Origin of the sequence: Euzebyella saccharophila (assembly GCF_014855495.1) — a bacterium.
GTDB lineage: Bacteria > Bacteroidota > Bacteroidia > Flavobacteriales > Flavobacteriaceae > Euzebyella > Euzebyella saccharophila.
Window position 1 is genome coordinate 1147930 of sequence record NZ_JACYFJ010000001.1, and the last position, 12671, is coordinate 1160600.

The window sequence follows — 12671 nt, forward strand, 5'->3', positions numbered from 1 at the left end:
AATAATTGTTCTAAAATCTTAATGAGAGTCCACCACCAGCGCCAAAGCGGTTGTCATAGCTTCCCATTAATGAGAAGTCACGGCTCAATACGTATTCAAGTCCAACTTGCCACGTGGTTTCTTCTTCAAAGTCCTGACCTTCGGGTAATTTGCCGTCCCAGCCAAAGTCCATCTGGTATTCATACTCGCCATAAATTCCAAGGTGGGGAAAAATCATAAAGCCCGTACTAAAACTTATCTGTGGACGCAGTTTGCTGTCAATTCTGAAATCTGAATTAATGAGCAATGGCATTAACCATCGTACACCAGCAATGGCGGTTGTGTTTATTTCTTCAAGGCTGTCCTCACCTTCATTCTCTACATTTACACCACCAAAAACTCGGAAGTAATCATTGAGATAGCGCTCGTAGGTAAACTCGGCTTCCAGATTTTTGTTCCATCCATATTCGCCCCTTAGTGCAAATTGATTTCTGATATTTGTTGCAGTAGCGTAAAGCTCGGTCATATGACTTGCAGCCGTGATTTCGCCCCAAGTGAATATGTGGTCTGCTTCGTTGGTAAGGTTAGTAAGTGGGTAGCCTTCTAATCGTTCGTCACGAGGTGTATCGTAACTGAAAACCCTTGCCATACCGCTCATCATATGATAAAGGATGTGACAATGGAAAAACCAATCACCAGTTTCATCAGCGGCAAACTCAAATACGACTTTTTGCATTGGTGCCACGTTAACAGTATGCTTTAGTGGTGAATACTCACCGTTCTCGTTCAATACTCTAAAGAAGTGGCCGTGCAAGTGCATAGGGTGGTGCATCATCGTGAGATTGTTAAGTGTGATACGCACGACTTCGCCTTGCTCGATTTTTATCTTATCTGTTTCTGAAAGGGGCACACCGTTGATAGACCAGACGTAGCGGTTCATATTTCCTGTAAGGTTGAAAAGCATTTCCTTTACGGGCTTATCGTTTTCAAATTCGGTAGGTTCTTTAGCCCTTAAGTAGTTGTAATTGAACTCGGGATTACCACCCGTTTTCATATTATCGCCTACCACTTTATCTTTTGGCACCATATATCCCATTTTCATTTCGCCCATATCCATACCGCCATCCATTTTCATATTGGCCTTGCCTTTGTTCATCTTCATTTCTGACTTGGACATTTTCATTTTATCATCCTTCATATCCATTTTTGAATGGTCCATTTTATTGTGAGCCATCTTGGTAGAATCCATTTCCATTTCACCCTTTTTCATATTATCATCCATCATAGACATACTATTCATCTGCATTCCGCCCATATCCATTTTGTACTTTTCCATTACTTGAATGGAATCGTTTTTTGAAGGATTAAATTTTGAAGCAGGTGCGCCCATCTTCATACCCATAGACATCATTTGCTTCATATTCTTTATAAGATTAGGTTCTGGAACTACAGGTGCTTCCAGTACATTTCCAGTTCCTATAAATGCCGAAGCTTCGCCAGAACCATCCTGTGCCGTAGCTCTTACTTGAAGTTTTCCACTTTCTGGAATCGTCACTATAAAATCATAGGTTTCGGCAACGCCAATCAAAGTTTTGTTATGTTCTACTGGAACCACATCAAGTCCATCGGCAGATACGAGCATTGGGTCTTCGCCACCAAATGTGAGCCAGAAATAAGACGCTGCGGCTGCGTTTACAAATCGAAGCCTCACGCGCTCGCCGGGCTGAAAATCTGGATATTCCTGTGAAGTACCACCATTGATAAAAAACTTGTCAAAATAATTATCTGAAATAGCCATATCTGGCATACGTTGCCACGCCATCTTTAACTTGGCACCTACTGCGCCTTGGGCAATTAATTTATCCAGACTTTGAACCTGACCTTTTTTAATTAAATACCACTCATTGCCACGCTTCAAATTTTTAAGTTGAGATTGTGGATTTTCATCTACCCAATCCGAAAGCACTAAGACCAAATCTTTGTCATATTCTAAATCGGTTTCCTTTGGATTTATCTGTAATGAACCATACACCCCACGTTGTTCCTGTAACCCAGTATGGGAATGATACCAATAGGTTCCAGATTGTTTCAATGCAAACTTGTATTGAAAGGTTTCCCCTGGACGGATAGGTGGTGTGGTCAAATACGGTACGCCATCGTGGAAATTAGGTAATATCATCCCGTGCCAATGGACAGATGTTTCCACATCCATTTTATTGGTAACGTTGATAATGGCAAACTCGCCTTCGTTGAACTCGAGATTGGGACCAGGTATGCCACCATTAATGGTCATTGCCTGTACATCCTTGCCCGTAAAGTTTACGGTTTTATAATCTATAGTAAGGTCATAAATCCGTTCTGGCCAGTTGTCAACATTTTCTTCAGTTTCATTCGCTACCAATTGGGCTTTTGCACCAAAAGTGATAAGCATTGTTAGAAGTAATGTGATTTTATATTTCATAGTTCTTAATTTTATTTGGATAAAATTACTGCTGTAAATCAACAGCTTGTGTCATAATTATGGTTGTTATCTATACAATTTTGTCCAATGAATTCCTAAAGTTTTTCTGTTGTGATTTATACTCGGTCAGGCTCATACCCGTTTCGCTTTTAAACTGGCCACTCAAATGGTTGATATGGCTATAATCCAGCAGCTGTGCCATTTCTGTAAAGTTGAGTTCCTTGGCCTGTACCAGTTCCTTTACCTTTTCTATTTTCAATTTGATGAAGTACTTCTCAATGGTAATGCCTTCGGTAATTGAAAAGACCTTACTGATTTTAGAATACTCGTGACCCAATGCATCGGCTAAGTGAGCGGATAATTTCTTATCGAGTTCCAAAGGCAATTTTTGTAATGCTTTAATCAGTTCTACCTTAACCTGCTCTGTGAGTTTTTCTTCGGTACTGCCAATTAGGGAAAATCCATTACTTTCAAGTAAAGTTTTCAATTTTTCGATTTCATCATCGCTCTCGATGTTTAGGCGCAAACGACCCAATTCGATTTGTAACAATTCGATAGTTTGTTTATCCAGTACATCCCTTAAAACCTTGATGCATCTATCACATACCATATTCTTTATGTAAAAATCCTTGACCATAATTAGTTGATTAAATAGTTAATAATGGCCGATTGTACATAGTACATTTGCACCGAATCGATTTGATTCATTTGAAACTTCAACTGCAACTCTTGAATATCCAACACATCGTTAAAATCGATAGTGCCAGTTTCATAGTTCTTAACCAGAATTTCTTCGGCATCTTGCGCTTGCTTCAGGTTGCGGTCTTGGGTGCTATAAGCGATGCGTGCTTGGTTGCGTTGTGATTGTGCTTTCGCGAAAGCGGATTCCAGCACATTCAATCGCTGTTCCCGTTGGGTTTCTATTTCTTGCTGTCGCAGTTCGTTTTGCTTTGAAATGGATTTGTAACGGTTGTTGAAAATGGGGATTGATAATGAGACCATTGGCATCACGATATCCTTGCCGTTATCGCTAAAGGTCATATCGGGACGTTCGGAAACGGGTACATAATCCAATCCAAAACCGATGTTCGGCGCACTTTCCTTTTGGTTCAGCAGTTCCGATTGCTCGATGGACTCGTAAAGTCTATCGTATTTGAGCAGTTCCGGATTGAGTGCCAAGCCTTCTTGTCTATATATCGGGTCTTCCGTCGGGATGGTCATTTCTTGAACAACTTCCACGGCGATACTTTCCTTTCGGTTCAAAAGATTGTTGAAGCTGGCCTGTTCCGCCAAATACTCTTCCTGCAGGACCTCTTTTTGTTGTTGCAGTTCGTTCTGCCGAATCTGCAATCGTAGAACATCGACCGCAGAGGCCTTCCCAACTTCAACCGATGTCAATGCCAACCGTTCGTAGGTTTGTAGCAGTTGGATGTTTTCGTTCAATATATCCTGTTTCGCCTTGATGGAATACAGTTGATAGTAGGATTGGGCGATCGAAAGTGCCAATTTTCGTTTGGCAATGGCGATTTCTACAAACTCGGTTTCTGCCATTGAACTCGCATAGTTTTCCCTTGCCGTTATCGTTCCGAACCAAGGCAACATCTGCGAAATTGAAAATCGTGCACGTTGCGCACCCGTTCGGGTTTCGGGCTCGCTTACAAAGTATCCTGCGCTTACCACAGTATTAGGTAGCGTAGTGACTTCGTTGACCTTTTCCTGTGCGATGTTGTATCGAAGTTCGTATGCTTGGATAACGGGATTGTTCGCTTCCGCTTCCTGAATGTAGGATTGCAGTTCCTGTGCTTTTGCGAAAGCGGAAACAAGCAATAATCCGATGATGATTTTTACATTTTTCATTTGCTCGCTCGTTTAAGTTGGTATTCTTCCCGCCAGCTGTACAATACGGGCAACAGGAAATATGAGGTTACATCAATAAGCATCCCGCCCACAATGGGGATGGCCATAGGAATCATTATGTCGCTTCCTTTTCCTGTGGATGTGAGTACGGGCAACAAGGCAAGAACAGTCGTTACGGTCGTCATCAAACAGGGACGGATACGCTTGCCGGCCGCTTCAAGGGTAGCTTGACGAATGCCTGGTTTGTCATTCGGTTTTTCCTTCTCAAAACTCTGGTCGAGATAGGTCGCCATCACCACACCGTCATCCGTAGCGATTCCGAAAAGGGCAATAAACCCGACCCAAACCGCAACGCTCAGGTTGATGGTCTTGATATTAAACAGTTCACGTAGGTTTTCACCGAACAAACTGAAATTGAGAAACCAGTCCTGACCGTACAGCCAAATCATCACAAAGCCACCTGCAAAGGCTATGGCGATGCCCGTAAATACCATTAATGAGGTGGTGACCGATTTGAACTGAAAGTATAAAATGAGGAATATGATAATCAAGCACAACGGAACCACGATAGACAGGGTTTTCTCGGCTCGCAGCTGGTTTTCATAGGTTCCGGTGAACTTATAGCTAATGCCTTTGGGAACGGTCAGTTCACCATTTTCTATTTTGTCCTGAATCAAGGCCTGTGCGTTTTCCACCACATCCACTTCGGCAAAGCCGTCGAGCTTGTCAAACAGCACGTAGCCAATTAGAAAAGTGTCTTCGCTCTTAATAACTTGTGGACCTTGTTCGTAGCGTATATCTACCAATTCGCCCAGCGGTACAGGACTTCCTTTTTCAACGGGAACATAGATATTACGCAAGTCGTCTGGATTTGCCCGTAATTCTCTTGGATAGCGGACACGCACGGCGTAGCGTTCACGGCCTTCCACGGTTTGCGTTAGTGGCATACCGCCCACGGCCACTTGAAGGATTTCCTGCACGTCCATAATGGATATGCCATATCGAGCCAATTGGTCTCGTTTAATATCGATGAGCAAGTAGGGTTTGCCCACGATACGGTCTGCAAAGACAGCTTGTTCTTTAACGCCTTCGGCTTGTTTCAAGATGTCTTCCAGTTGCAGTCCAAAATTTTCTATGGACTTTAAATCCGGACCTTTTACCTTGATGCCCATAGGCGCACGCATTCCCGTTTGTAGCATTACCAAACGTGTTTCGATGGGTTGCAACTTGGGTGCAGATGTCACGCCTGGTAGTTTGGTTACTCGAACTATCTCGTTCCAAATATCATCTGGACTCTCGATGTCTGGTCGCCAATTTCGGTAGTACTCGCCATCTTCATCTTCAATCAAGTCTTCGCGTGTGGCAGTAGTTTTTAGCGATATTTCGTCATAGTTGGCATCTTCATCTATCTCGTTGTTCGGATTGATAATGAATTTGTCGTTCTTCAGTACAAACAGTCCGTCATCATTTACCCGATAGCGTTGCCGTTCCCCTGATGCGTTGCGCATATATTCGGACTTGTACTGAATCACGTTTTCGTACATCGAGAGTGGTGCCGGGTCGAGGGCGGATTCGGTGCGACCCGCCTTTCCGACCACAGTTTCGATTTCAGGGATAGTGGCCACGGCCATATCCAATTGTTGTAAAACCCTTTTGTTTTCCTCTACGCCAGAGTGCGGTAGCGAGGTAGGCATCAACAGGAACGAACCCTCGTTGAGCGCGGGCATAAATTCCTTGCCCGTGTTGCGCATAATGAAGAAACCGAGAACGAGCAATGTTGTGGGAATTATCAAGAACAGCAATCTGTTTTGCAAAGCCCATTTCAAGATGCTATCGTAGTACTTTCTGAGTAGCGAAAAGATGCCCAGGACGCCAAAACAGCTTACTGCTACAAAAATCAGGTTCATAATTAGCCTGCGGTCGAAGCCAAGCGGTCGCCAGTACTCGGCCAATAGGAAAACAACTGCGATGGTGGCAATAGTGGTATTTATAAGATTTTTTTGCTTCCGCGAAAGCGAAACACGTATCGATAAAATGGCCACCGCGCCAAAAGCAACGAGTACTAATCCTATCCAATACCCAAAAATCATGGCGGTAATTCCCAATAAAATTAAAAGCCCATTGATGGCATATTTGAGCCGTTCTCGCATTTCGGTTTTTCTAAAGAAAGTGGCTGCGAATGGCGGGATAAGAAATAGCGCAATAACCAGTGCTGCGGCCAGTGCCATTGTTTTGGTAAACGCCAACGGTCGGAAGAGTTTCCCTTCTGCACCTATCATCGTAAACACGGGCAGGAAACTGATAATCGTAGTCATTACCGCAGTAACGATAGCACCGGAAACTTCGGCAGTGGCATTGTACACGACTTCGTTTGTCGTATAAGGTTGACCGTTTTCGTTTACCCGTAAGTCTTCGTCTTCCAGATGTCGAATCATATTTTCGGCAAGGATGACCCCGACATCCACCATCGTACCAATGGCAATGGCGATACCCGAGAGTGCCACGATGTTCGCATCCACGTTAAAGAGCTTCATCGTAATGAAAACCATCAGGACGGCCACGGGCAATAACCCTGAAATCAATATGGATGCCCTTAAATTGAATACCATTATAATGATGACCAAAATGGTAATCAGGATTTCCAAGGTCAGGGCCTCGTTAAGCGTACCCAAGGTTTCCTGAATGAGTTCGGTCCGGTCATAAAAGGGAACGATGGTTACTTGCGAAGTTCGACCGTCTGCCAATTCCTTTGTGGGAAGTCCCGAGCTTACCTCGTCGATTTGGTCTTTGACGTTATTGATGACTTCCAGCGGATTGGCACCGTAGCGGGCTACCACCACACCGCCCACGACTTCGGCACCTTCCTTGTCCAAAATGCCTCGACGTGTCGCAGGCCCTAGGTGGACTTTACCAATGTCCTTAATTCTGATAGACGTGAAATTCTCGGAATTGACGACGGCATTTTCTATATCGGCAATGGATTTTACATAACCCAGACCGCGTACCAGGTATTCGGCCTTGTTCATTTCCAAGGTCTGCGCACCGATGTCTTGATTACTTTCCTTTACGGCTTTTACGATATCTGCTAGACCGATGTTGTACTGCCGCATCTTTTCAGGGTCAACGTCCACTTGGTATTCCTGTACATAGCCACCTATGGAAGCCACTTCGCTCACACCACTTGCAGAAGAGAGCGCATATTTTACGTAGTAATCCTGTATGCTGCGAAGTTCCTGCAAGTCCCAACCGCCCGTAACGTTCCCATCCTTGTCACGCCCTTCCAAGGTGTACCAGAAAATCTGTCCCAATCCCGTGGCATCCGGGCCCAAGGCGGGATTAACACCTTCAGGTAACAGACCGCTGGGTAACGAATTGAGCTTTTCGAGGATGCGGCTACGCGACCAGTAGAATTCGATTTCCTCTTCAAAAATGATGTAGATGCTCGAAAACCCGAACATCGAGGAACTACGTATGGTCTTGACGCCAGGTATTCCAAGAAGGGAAGTGGTAAGCGGGTAGGTAATCTGGTCCTCGATATCCTGCGGTGAACGCCCTTGCCATTTGGTGAAAACAATTTGTTGGTTTTCGCCTATGTCCGGTATGGCATCCACGGCCACAGGGTCATTGGGCAATATTCCGGTGTCCCAATTAAAGGGTGCGTTCACGATACCCCAACCCACAAAAAGGGCGAGCATCAGTACCGCAACGAGCTTATTTTCTATAAGGAATTTTATGCCTTTGTTCAGCATATAAAATGATAATTAGACAGTTATACAATGGTGGTTTGTTGCAATTCTGAAAATCGAATACAACAAAATGTGCCCTAAACGGAATTACCGCAGGGCTGGAAGGTTACTGTCTAAAAATCAAATTAAATAGGTCTCGTAAAGTATCTGAACGTCCCGTTCAATAAAGGGGGGCGAGTAATCCTTGAAGGGAACGATGTTTTCATCAAGTCCTTCAAAGAGATTGATATAGGTGTAGAAAAATGTGGCAACGAAAGTCTGTTGCTCGAATGTCAGTTTGTTGAATGAAGTTTTTAGGTCGTCTTGTCCTTCCTTGACAATCTGTTGGTCGGTACAACAAGATTTTTCGGTCATCGAAGGATTTTCACAGCTTTTGGCCGGCTGTGCTTTTTCCATCCCACAACCTTCGGCTTTTGTAAAAAGACTAAAATCGACCAGAGAGTCCCCACAATAGTGCATATCCACCGTATACGACATCGTAGTTAACATCACTACAAAAGCCATCAAAACGGATAATATTTTATGGAAAACCTTTTTCATCGATGCAAAATTACAAAATTTTAACAGTTTTTGTTGGGTTTAACGGAATTTTAATCAACTAGCCCCAACTCTTTTTCTGCAACCGCACCGCATTAAAAATTGCCAATAATGCTACCCCAACATCGGCAAAGACCGCTTCCCACATTGTGGCAAGTCCACCTGCGCCCAGAATAAGCACGATAATTTTTACCCCGAATGCCAAACCGATATTCTGCCAAACAATTTTTCGGGTAGAACGACCGATTTTAACCGCCGTGGCAATCTTGCTTGGTTGGTCGGTCTGTATGATGACATCTGCGGTTTCGATGGCCACATCGCTTCCCAAACCGCCCATTGCGATACCCACATTGCTTGCAGCGAGTACGGGCGCATCATTGATGCCATCACCCATAAAGGCAACTGTGGTGTCAGGTTTTTTTTTCAGTTCTTCAACCTCGGTCAGTTTATCTTCCGGTAGTAGACCTCCTTTTGCCCAATCGATATTCAATTCTTTGGAAACCTTTTGGGTAATGGAATCCTTGTCGCCCGAGAGCATTATGATTTTAGAGATACCCGCCTCTCGTATCTGTTTGATGGCTTGGTGGGCATCTTCCTTCAGTTCATCGGCAATCGTCACATATCCGGCAAATTTTTTATCGATGGCTACCATTACTATGGATTCGACTATGGTATCGGTTTCAGAGGGAACTTCGATGCCGTTGGAAACCATCAAAGCCTTATTGCCGACCAATACTTGCTTTCCGTTGACCGTACCTTTCAGTCCTTTTCCTGCCACTTCGGAAACTTCGGTCGCTTCAAAATCGGCACCATCGGCCTTATATTCCAGAATTGCCTTTGCAATGGGATGGGTGGATTGTTCTTCCATCGCCATCAGATATTGCATAAATTCCGCTTCTGCAAAAGCGGATTTGTTGACCACTTCCTTAATCTTGAAAACCCCTTTTGTGACGGTACCCGTCTTGTCCATTACCACGGTATTCACCTTGGTCATCGCATCGAGAAAGGATGCACCCTTGAACAAAATCCCGTTGCGAGAAGCCGCACCAAGGCCACCGAAATAGCCCAAGGGAATGGATATGACCAAGGCACAGGGACAGGAAATCACCAAGAATATCAGGGCACGATAAACCCAATCGCGAAATACGTAATCATCCACGAAGAAATAGGGCAAAAATGTCAGTCCGATGGCAAGGAAAACCACAATGGGCGTATAAATCCTGGCAAATTTTCTGATAAACAGTTCCGTCTTTGATTTTCGGGCGGTGGCATTCTGCACCATATCCAGAATCCGGGCGATGGAACTGTCCTTAAATTCCTTGGTAGTTTTTACTTCAATGACCCCATCCAAATTGATGCTTCCCGCATAGACTTTTTCGCTCTTGGCGATGGTATCGGGTTTGCTTTCACCGGTAATGGCAGCCGTGTTCAGCGATGCTTTTTCTGAAAGTAAAATGCCGTCCAAAGGAATTTTTTCGCCTACGCGAACCTGAATTCTTTCACCAATCTCAACTGTTTCGGGATTGACCGAAACGAAATCCCCATTTCGGAAAACCAAAGCCTCATCAGGTCGAGCATCCAAAAGTGCCTTTATATTTCCCTTCGCCCGATTTACCGCTGCGTTCTGGAACAGTTCGCCCACGGCATAAAATAGCATTACGGCCACACCTTCGGGATATTCGCCTATGGCAAATGCCCCCAAGGTAGCAATGGACATCAGAAAAAATTCCGTAAAAAAATCACCGTTCCTGATACTGTTCCAGCCCTCTTTAATGACCGGAAACCCTACGGGAATGTAAGCTACGGTATACCAAATAATCCGAAGCCATCCCTTGAAGAATGGAAACGTATCAAAATAATCAACGGCAATACCAATAATCAGCATAACAAAGCTGAAAATAGCGGGTAGGTAGGTCTTAAAATTGGATGCTTCTTGGTGACTACTATGGTTGTGTCCATCATTGTGACTGTGCTCACCTTGATGTTCTTTCGGGTCTAAATCCCGTAAGTTTACTTTTTTCTTTTTCATTGCATTTTTCGGTATTTCTTTAAAATTTTGGCTAAGTCTTCGGGCATTTCCATTCTTTTCAAAGGCGGTACGTTACTACCACCCGTATTGCCAATAGGTACGTGGTCAATAAATGATTTCCAGCCACCAACCAAAAGACGCAACACCTGACCCAGAACTTCTTTTGTGTTTCGCTGGCGGAACCCGAATTTTAACATTAGCCAATGGGTATAGGTATGCTCTAACGGGTAAGATTGGCCGAGAATATGGGAACGTTCAAGATGGTGCCAAGCTTGGGGCAGATTCCCACTTTGCAAAGAAGAACGATATAGGCTCACTTCATCTAAATAAAGTGCTCTAAGGCCTATTGGTATGGTGGTATTAAATTTCATAATTTATAATTCATTTTTAAAGTGCAAGGTATGTATCTGACCTATGCAACGGAAGTGCATTTATTGTCCGCTGCATTTGTCGCAAATGCCCTTCAGCACTAAATTGGCATCCTCTGCCACAAAGCCTTCCGGCAGGTTGATATGCGGAATCTTATGTTCGGTCAGGCAAACGGTCTCATCGCAATTGTTACAATGGAAATGCAGGTGCAAATCTTGTTCAAGTTCACAATTGCAGCCCGGTTCGCATAGCGCATATTTTTGTACGCCCGTGCCGTCATCAATCTGGTGTACCACGCCTTGTTTTTCAAAGGTTTTTAGGGTTCTGAAAAGGGTAGTTCGGTCCGCTTTCGCGAAAGCCATCTCAATATCGGTGAGCGAGGTTGCCACGTCCTTTTCCGCAAGGTATTTGTAGATAAGTATTCTCATCGCCGTGGGGCGAACGCCATTGTCATTCAGTTTTTTTTCTATTTCTTTCATTGTACTTGTAGTATTTAATGACTGTGTTCGGCTTCGCCCTTTTTTAGTTCCGCCATTAGATAATAAGCGTTGTTTATGGCGTACTGCGTATTTGGTTCTTGTTCGCTCAAAAAATCAATGGCAATCCAATCGCCATCGTGGGTGCCTTTGGTGACTTCAATGGGTTTGAATGACCAATCATCACCTTCTTTTTCTGCTGAGAACACAAAAAACCGTTCGCTATCCGCGGCTATGGCAGCTTCGGGCATCGCCTTAGTTTGTGTATTTTCCGTTTGGATGCACCCCTGAATGTACATCCCGGGAATCAGGTTGCCTTCCTTGTTCTCAATTTCGGCGTGTACGTGAATCGCCTTCGGGTTTTGTTCAAAGGTCTTTCCTACGGAATAGATTTCGGCAGTCAGTTCCTTTTCGGGAATTGACTGTACATTGAAAACCACTTTTTGGCCTTCCTTAACCTTATGGACATCCTTTTCAAAAACCATCAGGTCTGCGTGTACGTGATGGGTGTCCACAATTTCCATTAGGTCGGTCTGCGGATCCACGTACTGGCCGGTTTTTATGGCTACTTTTTCCACAAACCCTTCGATGGGACTTCTAAGTGCCACCCGCTGATATATAGTACCGTTCCGCACACCGGATGCACTAATGCTCAATTGTTGCAGTTGTGCTTCAAGGCCATTGACCTTACTTCGGGATGCCTGATATTCGGCTTCCGCTTTTTGAAAGTTGGCACCGCTGCCCACGCCTGCATCATACAATGTTTTTTGCCGTTCATATTCTTTCTTGAGAAACTGGCTATTGCTGAACGCATCGAGATAATCGGTCTGTTTTTCGATGATATTGGGGTGTGACAAATAGGCGACGGTCTGCCCCTTGCTGACCTTATCGCCCTCAATGACCTCGATGGAAACCACGTTGGCACCCACTACTGTTGTGACAGTAGCCTCGTTCTGTGGCGGGACTTCCAACTGCCCGTTGGCTTCTACGTACCCGCTCATATTCCGCATTTTCAGGGTATCTATTTCCATTTGCAGGGCATCGAACTGTTTGGCCGTAAGCATTACTTCCTCGGCTTCGCCCTCGGAATGTTCTTTTTCCGTTTCCACATTGGCTTTGTTGTTCTCTGCGGATTCTTTTTTGGATTCGCCACAAGCGGTCAACGCCAAAAGCATCGCCAACAAACCAATAACTGTGTATTTTGATAAATTCTTCAT

General features: G+C 44.4%; 9 protein-coding genes. All 9 read right to left on the reverse strand.

Going from position 1 to position 12671, the window contains the following annotated elements; genetic code table 11:
- Positions 1 to 10 precede the first annotated feature (10 nt).
- The gene (locus IL355_RS04860) at positions 11 to 2440 is read right to left on the reverse strand and encodes a multicopper oxidase domain-containing protein (RefSeq protein WP_192461034.1); all 2430 of its coding nucleotides are present in this window, start codon (positions 2438 to 2440) and stop codon (positions 11 to 13) included.
- 70 nt (positions 2441 to 2510) lie between these two features.
- Positions 2511 to 3077, reverse strand: a complete 567-nt coding sequence (locus IL355_RS04865) for a helix-turn-helix domain-containing protein (protein ID WP_013188089.1) — start codon at positions 3075 to 3077, stop codon at positions 2511 to 2513.
- A gap of 2 nt (positions 3078 to 3079) precedes the next feature.
- On the reverse strand, positions 3080 to 4297 hold the full coding sequence (locus IL355_RS04870) for a TolC family protein (RefSeq protein WP_192461035.1): 1218 nt from the start codon (positions 4295 to 4297) through the stop codon (positions 3080 to 3082).
- Positions 4294 to 8046: an efflux RND transporter permease subunit gene (locus tag IL355_RS04875; protein ID WP_192461036.1), complete on the reverse strand. Its 3753-nt coding sequence runs from the start codon at positions 8044 to 8046 to the stop codon at positions 4294 to 4296. Before IL355_RS04875 ends, IL355_RS04870 begins: the two co-directional genes overlap by 4 nt.
- A gap of 117 nt (positions 8047 to 8163) precedes the next feature.
- On the reverse strand, positions 8164 to 8583 hold the full coding sequence (locus IL355_RS04880) for an HYC_CC_PP family protein (RefSeq protein WP_192461037.1): 420 nt from the start codon (positions 8581 to 8583) through the stop codon (positions 8164 to 8166).
- A gap of 58 nt (positions 8584 to 8641) precedes the next feature.
- Positions 8642 to 10609, reverse strand: coding sequence for a heavy metal translocating P-type ATPase (locus tag IL355_RS04885; protein ID WP_192461038.1), 1968 nt, complete (start codon positions 10607 to 10609; stop codon positions 8642 to 8644).
- Positions 10606 to 10980 carry a DUF3703 domain-containing protein gene (locus IL355_RS04890; protein ID WP_192461039.1) on the reverse strand — a complete coding sequence of 125 codons (375 nt, stop codon included), beginning with the start codon at positions 10978 to 10980 and terminating at the stop codon, positions 10606 to 10608. Before IL355_RS04890 ends, IL355_RS04885 begins: the two co-directional genes overlap by 4 nt.
- Before the next feature lie 60 nt (positions 10981 to 11040).
- A complete protein-coding gene (locus tag IL355_RS04895; RefSeq protein WP_192461040.1) occupies positions 11041 to 11457 on the reverse strand; it encodes a Fur family transcriptional regulator in 417 nt (138 codons plus the stop codon).
- A 14-nt stretch (positions 11458 to 11471) separates the two neighbouring features.
- Complete coding sequence (locus IL355_RS04900; RefSeq protein ID WP_192461041.1) at positions 11472 to 12671, reverse strand: efflux RND transporter periplasmic adaptor subunit; 1200 nt, start codon at positions 12669 to 12671, stop codon at positions 11472 to 11474.

What these genes read in the sequence shown, in the direction of transcription:
- IL355_RS04860 (WP_192461034.1), bottom strand. Translation starts at nt 2,440, where the DNA reads ATGAAATATAAAATCACATTACTTCTAACAATGCTTATCACTTTTGGT.
- IL355_RS04865 (WP_013188089.1), bottom strand. Translation starts at nt 3,077, where the DNA reads ATGGTCAAGGATTTTTACATAAAGAATATGGTATGTGATAGATGCATC.
- IL355_RS04870 (WP_192461035.1), bottom strand. Translation starts at nt 4,297, where the DNA reads ATGAAAAATGTAAAAATCATCATCGGATTATTGCTTGTTTCCGCTTTC.
- IL355_RS04875 (WP_192461036.1), bottom strand. Translation starts at nt 8,046, where the DNA reads ATGCTGAACAAAGGCATAAAATTCCTTATAGAAAATAAGCTCGTTGCG.
- IL355_RS04880 (WP_192461037.1), bottom strand. Translation starts at nt 8,583, where the DNA reads ATGAAAAAGGTTTTCCATAAAATATTATCCGTTTTGATGGCTTTTGTA.
- IL355_RS04885 (WP_192461038.1), bottom strand. Translation starts at nt 10,609, where the DNA reads ATGAAAAAGAAAAAAGTAAACTTACGGGATTTAGACCCGAAAGAACAT.
- IL355_RS04890 (WP_192461039.1), bottom strand. Translation starts at nt 10,980, where the DNA reads ATGAAATTTAATACCACCATACCAATAGGCCTTAGAGCACTTTATTTA.
- IL355_RS04895 (WP_192461040.1), bottom strand. Translation starts at nt 11,457, where the DNA reads ATGAAAGAAATAGAAAAAAAACTGAATGACAATGGCGTTCGCCCCACG.
- IL355_RS04900 (WP_192461041.1), bottom strand. Translation starts at nt 12,671, where the DNA reads ATGAAGAATTTATCAAAATACACAGTTATTGGTTTGTTGGCGATGCTT.